The sequence below is a fragment of the Streptococcus sp. 27098_8_69 genome, from assembly GCF_041432445.1.
Classification (GTDB): Bacteria; Bacillota; Bacilli; order Lactobacillales; family Streptococcaceae; genus Streptococcus.
In genome coordinates this window covers 14,024-29,436 of record NZ_JAPVZO010000005.1, presented here as the reverse complement: position 1 = coordinate 29,436, position 15,413 = coordinate 14,024, and the positions used below count along the sequence as shown (strand labels likewise).

The window sequence follows — 15,413 nt, the reverse complement described above, 5'->3', positions numbered from 1 at the left end:
TAAAAAAGTTGTTTACAAAAGAATTTTTTTCTGCTATACTATCACAAGCAAAGGTTTTTAATGTCATCCCGTGAGGTGACGAAGACGCAGAAATATATGAAATTCTTTAATATTGGGATAACCATGTTTTGAAGAAGTCTTACTCTGAGAGCCTATTGCTGTAAAATAATGGGCTCTTTTTTGATGCCCAAAAGTGAGGTTAATATGAAACAGGAATCAACTGTTGATTTGTTATTAGACGTTGACCAACGTCCTTCAGCTGGAAAGGGAATTCTTCTTAGCTTCCAGCACGTATTTGCCATGTTTGGTGCAACCATCTTGGTACCTTTGATCTTGGGAATGCCTGTATCGGTTGCCCTTTTTGCATCAGGTGTAGGAACACTCATTTACATGATCTCTACTGGCTTTAAAGTTCCAGTTTATCTGGGTTCTTCTTTTGCCTTTATCACAGCCATGTCACTTGCTATGAAAGAAATGGGTGGCGATGTATCTGCCGCTCAAACTGGGGTTATTCTTACAGGTTTTGTCTATGTCCTTGTTGCTGCAAGTGTTCGCTTTGCAGGTACAAAGTGGATCGACAAACTCTTGCCTCCAATCATTATCGGTCCTATGATCATCGTTATCGGTCTTGGACTTGCTAGTTCAGCTGTTACCAACGCTGGTCTTGTAGCGGACGGAAATTGGAAAAACGCTCTTGTAGCCGTTGTTACTTTCTTGATTGCTGCCTTTATCAATACAAAAGGAAAAGGCTTCCTACGAATCATCCCATTCCTTTTTGCCATTATCGGTGGTTACCTCTTTGCCCTAGCACTTGGATTGGTTGACTTCACTCCTGTTCTTGAAGCTAACTGGTTTGAAATCCCTGGTTTCTACCTACCATTCAATACAGGTGGTGCCTTCAAACAATACAACCTATACTTCGGTCCTGAAACAATTGCCATCCTACCAATCGCAATCGTAACGATTTCTGAACATATCGGAGACCACACCGTTTTAGGTCAAATCTGTGGACGCCAATTCTTGAAGGAACCAGGTCTTCACCGTACCCTTCTTGGTGACGGTATCGCAACTTCTGTTTCTGCCTTCCTTGGTGGACCAGCAAATACAACTTACGGTGAAAATACAGGAGTTATCGGTATGACTCGTATCGCTTCTGTCTCAGTTATCCGTAACGCTGCCTTTATCGCAATTGCCCTTAGCTTCCTTGGGAAATTTACTGCCTTGATTTCAACAATTCCAAACGCTGTACTTGGTGGTATGTCTATCCTTCTTTACGGGGTTATCGCAAGTAACGGTTTGAAAGTCTTGATCAAAGAACGTGTTGACTTCGGTCAAATGCGTAACCTTATCATCGCTAGTGCTATGTTGGTGCTTGGACTTGGTGGAGCAATCCTTAAACTTGGTCCAGTTACCCTTTCAGGTACTGCCCTATCAGCTATGACAGGTATCATCCTAAACTTGATCCTGCCATACGAAAACAAAGACTAATCCATATAGAATCAACAAGAGGTCGGGACCAAAATCCCGACCTCGTTTTTATGAACAAGAAGCCTTTGATATAAACTGTAGGTCTTTTATTTTGTCTAAATTCCCTTTTACAATATAATTACCCTGCTACAATAGTAAAGAAAGGAGAAATTTTGACAAATCATCACAAGAACAAATTAGAAAATATCAAAACCATAACTATCGGCTATGCTCGTGTCAGTTCGACAGATAATCGTCAAGAGTTGGGGTTATCTGTTCAAAAAGAAGCACTCGGCTTTTGCGACAAGCTCTATATCGAAAAAGATTCAGGCGGAAATCAGGAGCGACAACAGCTTGACAAAGCGTTAAAATTAGCCAAAAAATATGCTAAACAAGGCGTTAAAACAAATTTTGTCGTATATAAATTGGATAGGCTTACAAGAAAGATGCTTCACCTCTCTGCTATTATTGAAGATTTAACTAAACATGGTATTCATCTTCAATCAATTCATGAAAATATTGAAACAGATTCTTTAACTGGAAAGTTCTTTTGTTTGATGTTGGGCTATGTGGCAGAATGGGAGCTTCAAGCGATTTCTGAACGCACTAAAGACGGACTCCGTAAAGCGAAAGAAAAAGGTGTGAAACTTGGCAATAAAGGGTTGCCTAAAGATAGCGAAAAACAAATAATCGAGCAATATCTACGAAAAGAATTTTCTGTGCGAAAGATTGCAAATCAGCTGAATATTTCCACAGCAACCATTTATAATGTGCTAAAGCGCAATGGTATCCAAATAAATAGAAGAAATCACCTATAATTGATTGACAAATCCTTAGAAAAATAGTAAATTAAACCTATCAACAGTTTTAGTAAACGGTCGTTTGTTAAAACAATCAAAGTTATCAATAAAAATATTTAAAATGCTGATTTAATAGGGTTTTGGTTACCTTGTTGAATTGGCATTTTTGTTTTTTCATTGTTTTAGTTGACGACCGTCTACTAAAACAAGCTCAACCCTTATTGTAGCAGGGATTTTTGAGTGAAAATAAAAAAGGAGGTATTTCGTATTAAAATAAATACGATTTTTAATGTGCTACAAATGCTTAGAGGTTTTATTAAGGAGAAAATATGGGTTTAATTTTTATAATTGCAATTATTGGCGGGATTTTATGGTTTATTAGAAAATCTGACATTGATAAATACACTAAAAAACAAGAATTAGCGATGAAAATTCTTGAGAAATCGAAAAGAATTCGCTTAGAAGTAATGGCTGATATTAACGAGCTGGGTGGACGAATGGCTTCGGCAGACCGTGAACAATACATCAGTCTAACTCAAGAAAGAGAATCGCTTCAAGAAACTTTAGAGACAATTGAAGCAAGTATTCGAGCTCTGGAATCAATTTTGCAGTGGAGAGTTGATTCTTCAGGTGGAAGACTGGAAATCGATAAGGAACTTTTGAACCTACGACGTTATTCTGGACTTACATTAGAAGAATTAGCACAAGATTGCGGTATTTTACTATAAAATATTGTAAATAGAAAGAGGTTTTTATTATGGGAAACCCTAATGAATGGTATTGTGCTTGTGAACGTGCTTTAAGTGGTAATAAATGCGATTGGTGTAAAGAAGCTATTTACCACAATCTTTCTTACCATAGGTGTGATTATGGAACTTGTCAAAAGAAATCTGGATGGTAATCATTATGATTAAAAAAGTTAAAAAAATTCTTACAGCAACTATTGAATGCCCAACTTGCGGGCAAAAAACAAGCGACCGTCCAGAACGGTGTAGCCATTGCGGTAATAAACTATAGGAGTATAAATATGACTGAAAAATGCACAAAATGCCAAGAAGTTTTATGGTTTTATGCAGAAGATAGAGCGCGTGGTAAAGTAATAAAAGTTTGTAAAAATCCTAATTGTACAATGTATAATTTTCAAATTTCCTTTAGTGAACGATAATTGAATATATGAAAAAGACGGCTCATTTTGAACCGTCTTTTAATTCACTCATAAGATGTGTGAACTCAGAATATTTTATAGTGCTGAGTGTCAGCCAGTCTTCAAAAACTGTTTTAATCCATTAAACGGAGTGATGTTTCTTTTCAAGCATTAAATCCTTCAATGAAATGATAGTCACAGCTAGTAAAATCATTGCCATACCAAGAAAATCTACAGGATAAAAGATATCCCCCATAATCATGAAGGCAAAAAATACTGCCGAGATAGGCTCAATCGAAGCCAAAAGGCTCGACTTGACTGGTCCTATCATACTAGCTCCCTTGAGGAAGACTGTATAGGCAAAGACCGTTCCAATCAGAATGATGCCGGCAAAAGCTAGAAAGATATCAAAAGATATGGAAATACTGGCCCCGATAAGCCCCGTAAAAGGTACTGCTAGAAAACCTGAGATGGTCATTCCAACACCAATAACCAATATGCTCCCCCATTTTTGAATCAATTTTATAGGTAAAATGATATAAAGAGCATAGGTTAGGGCTGAGAACAAACCCCAAAATAGACCAGATGGAGTCATCGAGAGTTGATCCAATTGCCCATGGGTTGCAATGAGAAAGGTACCACCTATAGCTAAAAACATAGAGATGATTTCTGAAAGCGTCGGAGCCACCTTATCCTTGATACAAGTGTAAGCAAGAATTCCAACTGGACAGATATACTGGAGGACTGTCGCTGTCCCAGCATTTGTCTCCTGAATAGCCGATAGATAAGCTAATTGATTCAGAAAAAGACCAAATAAAGAAAATAGCAAAAGAGAAATCAGACTTGATTTATCCTTCAGAAAGGCCACAAATTTATCCCTCGATTTAGTATAGGCCAGAAGAACCAAGAGTAATCCAGCAATTATCAAACGGATATTGGTCAGAACAAGAGCAGAAATCCCATGAGCCATCAAGTACTGAGCACTGGTGCCAGACAAACCCCAGGCAATACCTGCAATCACTGTAAAAAGAGTTCCTTTTAAAGCTTTTGACATACTTCCCCCTAGTCTACCTCTCGAATCAAGTCCATGACCTGATTACGATCCAAAATCCATTGAGCACGCTCATCTTTTTCATAGGTTCGGTTAGATAGAAAAATTGCCGCCTCTTGCTTCTTACGATTCCACATGATAAAGGTCCCAGTATAGCCTGTATGGTCAAGCCAGTCACCTTCAAGATTCCATGCTAATGAGCGTTCTTTATCACTCAGATCCGAAAAATTCTGGCTCAAATCTGCAGCAAAATCATCCTGTAAATAATGCTCAAGGAAGATTTTTAAATCATGAACTGTTGAAAACAAGCCTGCACTTCCAGCATGTTTCCCAAGCAAACGAGCCTTGGGATCATGGACCACTCCTGCTTTCTGTCCACGGACCGTTGGAACAGCACAGTTAACTGGACCAAACTGAGTTTCCTTCATTCCCCAAGGATCCAAAACTTGCTCTTGTAAAATCTGATCCAAGTCCTTTTCAAGATAGTTTTCCAAGAGAAAACCTAGCAAGAGAAAGTGCACATCCGAGTAGAGAAAGGCTCTCTTCTCTCGGCGATTCAAATGATACATGGCATTCCTCAACTGGTCTTCTGAAAGCTGATCCCTATTTGGGATAAAAGGATCCAAATCTGTCGCATGCGTTAGTAATTGTCGAATGGTGATGTCTGGGTAATCCACTTCTGGAAGATAGTCTCTTATGGAGTTATCAAGCTCAATCTTACCTTCCTTCCACAAGAAGGTTAAGACCGTTCCTACTCCAACAACCTTGCTGACACTGGCCAAATCATAGACCAAGTCCTCACGAGTCTGCTCACCAATTTCTGGATTTGCTTCTCCTAGATACCAGTCAGACCAAACGCCATCCTGATAATATGCAAAAGAGGCACCAGGATAAATCCCCGCCTCAATTTGTTGCTCTATTTTTTGAATGATTTTTTGTTTCATACTGTTTCAAACCACAATTCGATATTGTTGGTATCCTTAGTGAGGAAAAACTTCTCTGATTTTGGAATAAAGTAACCGACTTCTTCAAATCTCTGACGCAATACAGCAAGATCCAGATTCTCTACTTGAAATTTCAACATGGACAAGTCCCAAGTTACATTATTTTCAACCAGCAAATCACTTCCTTGGGCTTTTTTGAAAGCTAGTCGGTTTTCGATTTCTTCTTTTTCAAGCAGGCTTGATGTCTCATCTGGCAAGTTGATTTCCACCGAGATTTCAAAGGCTGTCAAATATCTCAGTTTCTCATCTTTTGAAAAAGTGACTTCTTCCTCAACTTTATTCAAATCTTTGATATCATCTTCCGCATGGATAAGGACACAATCTCCTTCCGGAGAAAGAACCTCAAAAGCATATCCCTTGTTTCCTTTGTAGAGGCGAGGATGTTTTTCCATTCTAGCTAGTAAGGCTTCAATTTCAGATGGCTTCTCTACCTTTACAAGTAGTCTAGATAATTTTTTACTCCCTTCAACCTTACGGTTTCTCATACTTGGTGATTCTTCTAAAACTAACTTTTCAATACCTGATTGGTCTCCTAGGGATAAGAAGGCTGACTCTTCAAGCAAGGGTTTCATCCCCAAAGTCTCGATATAAAATGATTCATTTAAATTTCTATTATTTACCTTTAGCGTCGGGATCATACGCTTTATTTGATTTACAATCATAAATTCCTCCAACACTTTTTATTTTAAAGGATTTTATCTTTTTTTACAAGTTATTCAATAAAAAACTTTAACTATATTAACTCCTTAAATAAATCAACCCCTTCTGCTAGTAGAAGGGGGACTGGTTTGTTTTTACTAAAATACCTTATTTAGTCTTTCCAAGCTAATTCTGCTTGGAGACCATAATGGTCGCTCACCTGTGGGCTGTTTTTACCATCAAAGACCACGTGAAGGTTTTCTACCTGCATATCCTTTGTCGTAAAGATATAATCGATTCGAAGAGGTTCTGTATTCCCCTTCCAGCCATCAATTTCAGGCGGAACAGTATAGCTACCACTTCTTTCTTTTGCAACTTCAAATGCATCTTGTAAGTTTAGTGGACTAGCTAAAATAGCTTGGTAGCCCTCTTGGCCTGCAGGATTATTAAAATCACCTGCTAGCAAGAGTGGCTTGTTCAACTCTTTCAGAACCGCTTCAAAGCGCGCCCATTCCTCTTGGAAGCCTTTATCCCACCAAGAGAGATGGACACTCGCAACTGCAAGTTCTTTGCCTTCAACTACTGTTTCTGCTAAAGCAACTCGACGAGTGTGATAGTCTGTCGGATCATCGACATCTGAAACCAAAATTTCACGCGCCTCAATCGGTGTTTTAGAAAGAATTGCCACACCCTCATGATAGCGATCATAACCGATATGGTTGTAGGCCCAAGTCCAATAATAGTTTTGACCTTGCTCAGCCAACTTCTCTACCAAAAGTCGCACATAGTGGTCTTGATGAATCGGCTCAGCAGATGGTAATGGCTGATAAAGTGGGCCTGTTTCTACTTGAGCTGAAGTGATTTCTTGGTTGATTTCCTGAAAACAAATCAAATCATAACTGTTTTCAAGTATATCTTGAAGTAAAAATTGAAACTTTTGTTCAGGATCTTTTTCCATCCAACTATGGGTATTGAGTGTTAAAAACTTCATTCTTTTCTCCTATAAACAAGAGGTTGGAAACAGCTTCCAACCTCTTAAATATTACAATTCTACTTTTGCAACTGCTGTTTTAGCAGCAAGAGAACCTGTTTTTTCTAATTTAACTGATTTGATTGCATCACCATTTGTGAAGACAACCACAGTTGTGGTTTCACGTCCTGCTGCACGGATAGCATCCAAGTCAGCTGTGACAAGAAGATCACCTGCCGCAACTTTTTGTCCTTCAGCAACATGAACTGTAAATGGTTTTCCTTCAAGACTTACTGTGTCCAAACCAATGTGAACAAGCACTTCAAGACCTGCTTCAGTCACAAGACCAAGAGCGTGTTTAGTTGGGAAGATGCTTGATACAGTACCTGATACTGGAGATACAATGTTTCCGTTTGCTGGTTCCACCGCAAATCCATCACCCATCATTTTTTGAGCAAATACTGGGTCTTTTACTTGTTCCAAGGCAACCACTTGACCGTCAGCAACTGAATAAACTTCTTCAGTTACACCTTTATATACAACAGCATTTTTAGAAGATGATGCCATTTGACTTGGAAGAGTTTCAGGAATCACTTCACCTGAGTCAAGAAGGTCTTGAATATCTGATTTCAAAACATCAGCTTTAGGTCCGTAGATAGCTTGAACCCCTTGTCCTTTCATGACAAGACCCATAGCTCCTTCTGCTTTCCATTGCTCTGCATTTCCTACTTTATCTGCATCTTTAACAGTTACACGAAGACGAGTCATACATGCGTCAACGTCAACGATGTTAGCACGTCCACCAAGAAGGTTGATGATGTTAACAGCTTGAGAAGCTTCTGCAACTTTTGACTCACCAGAAGCAGCAGATTCTGATGAACCTTCAGCAGTTTCGTAGTTTCCGTTACGTCCTGGAGTAGCATAGTTGAATTTTTGAATCATGAAGTTGGCGATAAAGTACATGATAACTGCAAATAGTGCTGTTACCCAGATAAAGTTAATGATATCCATACCAAGACCCGCATTGATCGCCATTGGTGTACGAGTCAAGAATTCGATAGAACCGAATGAGTGCATACGTAGGTTAACCACGTCAGCCATAGCAAAGGCAGCACCTTGAACTACTGAATAAACAAGATACATAGGTGTTGCAACGAACATGAACATATATTCAATTGGCTCAGTAACACCAGTCAAGAAAGTTGCAAGAGCTGTCGCAATCATCATTCCTTTGTATTGGTGTTTCTTGTCTGCTTCAACATTACGGTAAATAGCAACAGCCACACCCATCAAAATACCGAATGAACCAATCATTTGTCCAACTTTGAAACGAGCTGGATGAACTGTATCGAGCAATGTTTGGTATTGGCTAGCATCAGTACCTTTAAGGTTAACAAGGTCTGTTACCCATGCAAGCCAAAGTGGGTCTTGACCAAATACTTGAGTACCTTTAGCTGCACCAGTTAAAATGTCATAAGTACCACCAAGAGCTGTGTAGTTCATTGGGATAGTCAACATATGGTGAAGACCAAATGGCAAGAGCAAGCGTTCCAAAGTACCATACAAGAATGGTGCAAGGATTGGAGCAGTTTCTTGTGAGTTGGCAATCCAGATACCGAAGTTGTTGATACCTGTCTGAATCAATGGCCAGAAAGCTGAAAGAAGAATTGCAGCGATTGCTGAGCGAAGAATAACTACAAATGGTACAAAACGTTTCCCGTTAAAGAATGAAAGTGCATCAGGAAGTTTACGGAAGTTATAGTATTTGTTAAAAGCAGTCGCTCCAACAAAACCTGAGATAATCCCTACAAATACCCCCATGTTAAGCGCTGGTGCCTCAAGTACGCTAATGAAGTAATCAGAAACCTTGATAGATCCACCAAAAATTGTTGAAACCATAGCGTTAGGATCCTTCAACATATCCCCTGATACACCGAAGATTGTACCAGTGATACGGTTAATAAGGATAAATGCAAGACCTGCCGCAAAAGCACCACCAGCACGTTCTTTAGCCCAGCTTCCTCCAATAGCAAGGGCAAACAAAATATGAAGGTTACCGATAACCCCCCAACCAATTTGCTCTAGTACGCCACCAGTAATAACTAGGGGAGCAAGGTTTGGGTCAATCATTGCAAGTGACTTACCGATTGAAATCATCAATCCAGCCGCCGGCATAACAGCGATAACCACCATTAGAGCCTTACCGAATTTCTGCCAAAATTCGAAAGACAAGACATTTTTGAATGTATCTTTCATCATTCAAATCTCCTTTATATTTATTTGGCAAACGTTTTACGAAAACGTTTGCGCATGTTTATGTTTTAATTTTACCACTTTTTATTTTTTTGTAAAGGCTTTTATAAAAAAAATTTGACTTTTTCTCTCGTTTCACTTTCTAGGCATGCTCTCTCTTACTGACCTTTTTTGAGTTTGCGGGTCTTTTCTGATATAATATTAGCTATGAAATCCTATAATACCTTAAATGATTACTATCGAAATTTATTTGGAGAAAAGACTTTTAAAGTCCCTATTGATGCTGGCTTTGATTGTCCCAATCGCGATGGAACTGTAGCACATGGGGGCTGTACTTTTTGTACGGTTTCTGGTTCTGGAGATGCAATCGTTGCACCTGATGCTCCTATCCGTGAGCAATTCTATAAGGAAATTGACTTCATGCACCGTAAGTGGCCTGAAGTTAAAAAATATTTGGTTTATTTCCAAAATTTTACCAATACACATGAAAAGCTGGAAGTGATTCGCGAGCGTTATGAGCAAGCCATCAATGAACCTGGGGTTGTCGGTATCAATATCGGGACTCGACCAGATTGCCTTCCTGATGAGACAATTGAATACTTGGCAGAATTATCAGAGCGAATGCATGTTACCGTAGAGTTAGGCTTACAAACTACTTATGAAGAAACTTCCGAATTGATTAACCGCGCCCACTCCTATGAACTCTACGTAGATACAGTCAAACGACTTCGGAAGTATCCGAAGATCGAGATTGTTGCCCATTTGATCAATGGTTTGCCAGGCGAAACTCATGAAATGATGGTGGAAAACGTTCGGCGTTGTGTAAGGGACAATGATATCCAAGGGATTAAACTTCACCTACTTCACCTCATGACCAATACTCGGATGCAACGCGACTATCATGAAGGTCGTTTGCAGCTCATGAGTCAGGATGAATATGTCAAGGTCATCTGTGACCAACTAGAAATTATTCCCAAACATATCGTTATCCATCGGATTACAGGTGATGCGCCTAGGGAGATGTTGATTGGTCCTATGTGGAGTCTCAATAAATGGGAAGTTCTAAATAGCATTGAGGCTGAAATGAGACGACGCGGTAGCGTCCAAGGATGCAAGGCTGTAAAACAGGAGTTTATGAATGAAAAGACCACTCGAAATGGCGCATGATTTTCTTGCCCAAGTCATCACCCCGGAGGATGTTGTTGTGGATGCTACCATGGGAAATGGCCATGATACCCTTTTTCTTGCCAAGTTAGCTAAACAAGTCTATGCTTTTGATATACAAGAACAAGCTCTGGAAAAAACAAGTCAACGTATCCAAGAAGCAGGTTTGTCCAATGTAGACTTAGTCCTGCAAGGCCACGAAACCGTGGATCAGTTTGTAACTGAGGTGAAAGCAGCCATCTTTAATCTTGGTTATCTTCCTTCAGCTGATAAAAGCATTATCACCCAACCTCAAACAACTATTGAAGCACTGGATAAACTTTGCCAAATGCTAGTTAAAGGTGGACGAATAGCCATCATGATTTATTACGGGCATGAAGGCGGAGATATAGAACGGGATGCAGTCATGGATTTTGTCAGTCACTTACCACAACAAGAATATACTTCTACGATCTATCGCACTCTCAACCAGATCAACAATCCACCGTTTTTAGTCATGATTGAAAAATTAGAAAGGTATCGCCATGGATAAACAATACCTACGAGATAAAATAGAAGGTCTTCGCCACAAATTCGTTGAATCAACCCAACATGAACGGGCAGTTGGTATGTTAGATGAAGCTCATATGAGCAAGAAGATGCTGAAAATCAAGAAGAAAATGATAACACTTGAAATGGAGCGTTGTCAGAAGAAAATCGAGCATAAGGACTGCTCGAAAATTGATCAAAAAATCCAAGAACAAAAGGAACTTTTTGAAGCTTGTCGAAAACAAAAATAAGGAGGTAAAAGATGGATTTACTATTTTATCTCTTGATATTTTTACTTGTTCTCATTGTTTCTAGTACGACCAATAAACTTCTTCCCTTTTTACCCATGCCCCTGATTCAGATTTTGCTGGGTATCGGTATTGGCCTGTGCTTACCGAATAACCAGTATCACTTAGATACTGAGTTGTTTCTTGCTTTAGTTATCGGACCGCTCCTCTTTCGTGAGGCTCAAGAAGCAGATGTAACCTCTATCTTAAAACACTGGAAAATCGTTCTCTATCTAATTTTCCCTGTCATCTTTATATCTACTCTAAGTATGGGAGGACTTGCCCATGTTCTTTGGGCGAGCTTACCTTTAGCTGCCTGCCTAGCCGTAGGGGCTGCACTTGGTCCTACTGACCTGGTTGCCTTTGCTTCCCTTTCTGAACGGTTTACATTTCCAAAACGAATTTCAAATATTTTAAAAGGGGAAGGACTCCTTAATGATGCTTCTGGGCTAATTGCCTTTCGTGTTGCTCTCATCGCATGGACAACAGGGACTTTCTCACTTACCCAAGCTGGTACTTCATTAGCAATTTCCATCGTTGGAGGGTTTGCAGTTGGCTTTATAACAGCCTTAATCAATCGTTTCCTCCACTCCTTCCTTCTAAGTGTCCGTGCTACTGATATAGCCAGCGAACTGCTACTAGATCTTAGCTTACCACTTCTAACCTTCTTCATCGCTGAAGAGATTCATGTTTCTGGAATTATCGCAGTCGTTGTCGCTGGTATTTTAAAAGCCAGTCGTTTTAAAAAGATAAATCTTCTCGAAGCTCAAGTGGATACAGTGACCGAGACCGTTTGGCACACTGTAACCTTTATGCTCAATGGTTCTGTCTTCGTCCTGTTAGGAATGGAACTGGAAATGATTGCGGAGCCCATTCTTAAGAGTGCTTTTTATAACAATGTGCTTCTTCTCGTCACAGTCTTTCTTTTAACCTTCCTACTCTTTGCCATCCGCTTTGTGATGATTTACGGCTTTTACGCGTTTCGAATAAAGAAACTTCAAAAAAGTCTCCACAAGTATGTCAAAGATATGCTTCTCCTTACCTTTTCTGGAGTCAAGGGAACTGTATCCATTGCCACTATCCTCTTGATACCGTCTAACTTAGAGCAAGAATATCCGCTCCTTCTCTTCCTCGTAGCTGGTGTAACTCTGGTCAGTTTCCTTACTGGATTATTGGTCTTGCCACATCTTTCTGAAGAGCAAGAGCCATCTAAGGATCATCTCATGCACATCGCTATCCTAAATGATGTTGCCATGGAGTTAGAGAGAGATTTGGACCATACTAAAAACAAGGTTCCACTCTATGCTGCGATTGATAACTATCATGGACGGATTGAAAATCTCATCCTCAGCCAAGAAAACAAAGAAATCCAAGAAGACTGGGAAGCTCTGAAACTCTTGATTCTCAGTATTGAGAACGATGGTTTGGAACAAGCTTACGAAGAAGGCAAAATCGGTGAAAGAGGATATCGTGTCTACCAACGTTACCTGAAAAGCATGGAGAAAAATATTAAGCGAAACTTTGCTTCTCGACTAACCTACTACTTCCTTGTTTCTATTCGGATTGTACGTTTTCTCCTACACGAGTTGCTCACATTTGGCAAAACCTTTCGTTCTTGGAGAGACAAGGAAAACCAAAGACTTCTTGCCATCGATTATGACCAGATTGCAGAGCTCTATCTAGCCAACACTGAAATCATCATCGAAAGTTTGGAAAACCTCAAAGGGATTTATAAGAGTTCTCTAATTAGCTTTATGCAGGAATCTCGTCTCCGTGAAACCAGTCATATTACCAGTGGTGCCTTTGTGGAACGGGTTATCAATCGTATCAAACCCAATAATATCGACGAAATGCTCAGAGGCTACTATCTAGAACGTAAGTCCATCTTTGAATACGAGAAACAAAAACTTATTTCAGCCCAGTATGCTAAAAAACTGCGACAAAATGTGAACAACCTAGAAACTTATTCTCTAAAAGAATCAGCCAACACATTACCTTATGATATGATGGAATTAGTTCGCAGAAATTAAGATTTAGGTTATTATTGTGGAGGATTATGCAATGAAAGAGTTGTGGAAACAACTAACCAATAGGCCTTTATTGAAAGCTTTTTTGCATTACTATCAAGTCTCAGATAGTGAGTTGACTAGTGTAGCCGTTGCCTACTATTGGTTGATTTCAATCTTCCCTTTACTTATGATAGCCGTCAATATCTTGCCTTATTTTCAAATTCCAATCTCTAATTTTTTACTAACCTTAAAAGAACTTTTACCAGATACGATCTATGATGTAGTAGCAAAGATTGCTCGTGAAGTGCTGACGCAACCGTCTGCTGGACTCTTGAGTTTTGCGGTGATATCAGCTCTTTGGACATTTTCAAAATCCATGAATTTCCTTCAAAAGGCCTTTAACAAAGCCTATGGAATTGCAAAAAATAGAGGAATTATCTCACACCAACTGATGAGTCTCCTAGTTAGTTTGGGACTTCAAATTCTCTTTGCACTTGCCCTATTCCTAAGTATGTTTGGTCATATGTTGTTGGATCTGCTAAAAAACTACTGGAAATCCGAAAGTTCTCTATTTGCATATTTACAGGATTTTACAGGACCGCTGATTTATGTCTTTCTGTTTTCGATCTTGATCATGCTCTATTATTTCCTTCCAAATGTGAAAGTCGGTCGTATTCGTTATGTCCTTCCTGGAAGTCTGTTCGTACTTCTTACTCTCATATCTCTATTAACGATCTTTTCAGCTTATTTCAATAACTATGTCAACTATCTAGTCGACGTTCGATTTTTCAGTTCCATCATCGTTGTTGTCATGATGTTTTGGTTTATTATCATCACCAAGATATTGATTATCGGTGCAGTGATCAATGCCAGTGTTCAAAGTTTGAAGGATCCAGACTTTAAAACAAAGCAATAATTTTTTATCGATTAATACTCAATGAAAATCAAAGAGCAAACTAGGAAGCGAGCCGCAGGTTGCTCAAAACACCGTTTTGAGGTTGTGGATAGAACTGACGAAGGCAGCTCAAAATACTATTTTGAGGTTGCAGATGGAAGCTGACGTGGTTTGAAGAGATTTTCGAAGATTATAAACAAATCAATCCCCCAGTCATTTAATACTGGGGGATTTTTGAATTTCCTACTTTATTGTCCACTCGTTAGGGCTTGCAATTCTGTTTTTAAATAGTGAGCTAAATGTTGGTGAGCAAAAATATTGGCATTCTTTTCTGCGGTAGGATTGTAGTTTGTATTGGTATTTACATCATAAACATAAATATCACCATTCTCTGACTGAACCCATTCAATAGCAGCAACATCAATCTGAGCATTTTTTAGGAAGTTTTCATAAGCTTCTCTTCGGCCATCTGGTAGAGGTTCTGTAATCTGGAATTTTTCAGACGTTTCTAGTTGTTCTGGTCTCTTGCCAATTTGACAACCATCTGCTGGGCACAGTTGGAAACCATCTGAAGAATCGATTGAAACAGTATAGAGAAACTTCTGATTGATAAACTCTGAACGACGGATGCATCCATCACTTGGTTTGATGTAGGCTTGTAACAAGGTAATTCCATCCACTGATGGTTCAAAGAGAGGACTATTGACATAAGCTTCCAATTCTTCTTCATTTTGGAAGAGTTGAACGCCTAACCCCTTACCTGCTCGATTGTGCTTGGTAATCAAAGGATAGATGTTCAATTTTCTTGCTGCTTCAATGATATTTTCTTGACCCAAAACTGCAACTGTCGCAGGAGTCTCAATGCCCGACTCATTTAACTTCAAATATTGTTTGACTTTACTGATTTCTAGGTTGATAGCACCTGTTCCATTCACAACCTTGCGTCCGTGTGCTTCTAACCAAGTAATCACCTGCTCTGTAAATTCTGGCGCATAGCGATGTCCTCTGGTGTGAGAAGACGCAGACATACGATTGTAAAAGATACCTTGTGGCGGTGGACTTTGCAGGTCCAATATCCCACTAGATAAATCCCACAGTTCATAAGGGACTTCTAGTTCTTCCAACCATTTGACCAAATGCTGGGTCCATTCAAGATTCTCATGGATTACATAAACTTTTGCTTCACTCATTACTTATAATCT

Annotated in this window: 15 protein-coding genes; 9 read left to right on the top strand and 6 right to left on the bottom strand. The window is 39.4% G+C overall.

Annotated features, from left to right (window positions below):
* Positions 1-204: 204 nt before the first annotated feature.
* From O3658_RS02940 to O3658_RS02925, 4 genes are all read left to right on the top strand, one after another.
* A complete protein-coding gene (locus O3658_RS02940; protein ID WP_315638841.1) occupies positions 205-1,488 on the top strand; it encodes a solute carrier family 23 protein in 1,284 nt (427 codons plus the stop codon).
* A 152-nt stretch (positions 1,489-1,640) separates the two neighbouring features.
* The gene (locus tag O3658_RS02935; RefSeq protein WP_371559225.1) at positions 1,641-2,285 is read left to right on the top strand and encodes a recombinase family protein; all 645 of its coding nucleotides are present in this window, start codon (positions 1,641-1,643) and stop codon (positions 2,283-2,285) included.
* Positions 2,286-2,596: 311 nt separating this feature from the next.
* Positions 2,597-2,995: a hypothetical protein gene (locus O3658_RS02930; RefSeq protein ID WP_371559224.1), complete on the top strand. Its 399-nt coding sequence runs from the start codon at positions 2,597-2,599 to the stop codon at positions 2,993-2,995.
* A 299-nt stretch (positions 2,996-3,294) separates the two neighbouring features.
* Positions 3,295-3,432 (top strand): hypothetical protein, encoded by a 138-nt coding sequence (locus O3658_RS02925; protein ID WP_194251989.1) that lies wholly within the window; start codon positions 3,295-3,297, stop codon positions 3,430-3,432.
* A 121-nt stretch (positions 3,433-3,553) separates the two neighbouring features.
* Here the strand turns inward: O3658_RS02925 and O3658_RS02920 are convergent, their stop codons facing one another.
* The 5 genes from O3658_RS02920 to O3658_RS02900 form a co-directional block, all read right to left on the bottom strand.
* Positions 3,554-4,465: a DMT family transporter gene (locus O3658_RS02920; RefSeq protein WP_371559222.1), complete on the bottom strand. Its 912-nt coding sequence runs from the start codon at positions 4,463-4,465 to the stop codon at positions 3,554-3,556.
* An 8-nt stretch (positions 4,466-4,473) separates the two neighbouring features.
* Positions 4,474-5,406, bottom strand: a complete 933-nt coding sequence (locus O3658_RS02915; RefSeq protein ID WP_371559221.1) for a serine hydrolase domain-containing protein — start codon at positions 5,404-5,406, stop codon at positions 4,474-4,476.
* Positions 5,403-6,128 carry a CppA N-terminal domain-containing protein gene (locus tag O3658_RS02910; RefSeq protein ID WP_371559219.1) on the bottom strand — a complete coding sequence of 242 codons (726 nt, stop codon included), beginning with the start codon at positions 6,126-6,128 and terminating at the stop codon, positions 5,403-5,405. Before O3658_RS02910 ends, O3658_RS02915 begins: the two co-directional genes overlap by 4 nt.
* Before the next feature lie 149 nt (positions 6,129-6,277).
* Entirely contained in the window at positions 6,278-7,096 is an 819-nt protein-coding gene (locus O3658_RS02905; RefSeq protein ID WP_371559218.1) for an endonuclease/exonuclease/phosphatase family protein, read from the bottom strand.
* 51 nt (positions 7,097-7,147) lie between these two features.
* Positions 7,148-9,334 (bottom strand): PTS transporter subunit IIBC, encoded by a 2,187-nt coding sequence (locus O3658_RS02900; protein WP_371559216.1) that lies wholly within the window; start codon positions 9,332-9,334, stop codon positions 7,148-7,150.
* 201 nt (positions 9,335-9,535) lie between these two features.
* Between O3658_RS02900 and O3658_RS02895 the strand changes: the two genes are divergently transcribed.
* The 5 genes from O3658_RS02895 to O3658_RS02875 are packed head-to-tail and all read left to right on the top strand — an operon-like array spanning position 9,536 to position 14,232.
* Complete coding sequence (locus O3658_RS02895) at positions 9,536-10,495, top strand: TIGR01212 family radical SAM protein (RefSeq protein ID WP_371559215.1); 960 nt, start codon at positions 9,536-9,538, stop codon at positions 10,493-10,495.
* Positions 10,467-11,024 (top strand): class I SAM-dependent methyltransferase, encoded by a 558-nt coding sequence (locus tag O3658_RS02890; protein ID WP_371559213.1) that lies wholly within the window; start codon positions 10,467-10,469, stop codon positions 11,022-11,024. The genes O3658_RS02895 and O3658_RS02890 overlap by 29 nt, the downstream gene beginning before the upstream one ends.
* Positions 11,017-11,271, top strand: coding sequence for a hypothetical protein (locus O3658_RS02885; RefSeq protein WP_006150587.1), 255 nt, complete (start codon positions 11,017-11,019; stop codon positions 11,269-11,271). The genes O3658_RS02890 and O3658_RS02885 overlap by 8 nt, the downstream gene beginning before the upstream one ends.
* Before the next feature lie 11 nt (positions 11,272-11,282).
* The gene (locus O3658_RS02880; RefSeq protein ID WP_371559212.1) at positions 11,283-13,337 is read left to right on the top strand and encodes a cation:proton antiporter; all 2,055 of its coding nucleotides are present in this window, start codon (positions 11,283-11,285) and stop codon (positions 13,335-13,337) included.
* A gap of 31 nt (positions 13,338-13,368) precedes the next feature.
* A complete protein-coding gene (locus tag O3658_RS02875) occupies positions 13,369-14,232 on the top strand; it encodes a YihY/virulence factor BrkB family protein (protein WP_371559210.1) in 864 nt (287 codons plus the stop codon).
* 227 nt (positions 14,233-14,459) lie between these two features.
* Here the strand turns inward: O3658_RS02875 and O3658_RS02870 are convergent, their stop codons facing one another.
* Positions 14,460-15,401, bottom strand: coding sequence for a RimK family alpha-L-glutamate ligase (locus O3658_RS02870; RefSeq protein WP_371559209.1), 942 nt, complete (start codon positions 15,399-15,401; stop codon positions 14,460-14,462).
* Positions 15,402-15,413: the final 12 nt, after the last annotated feature.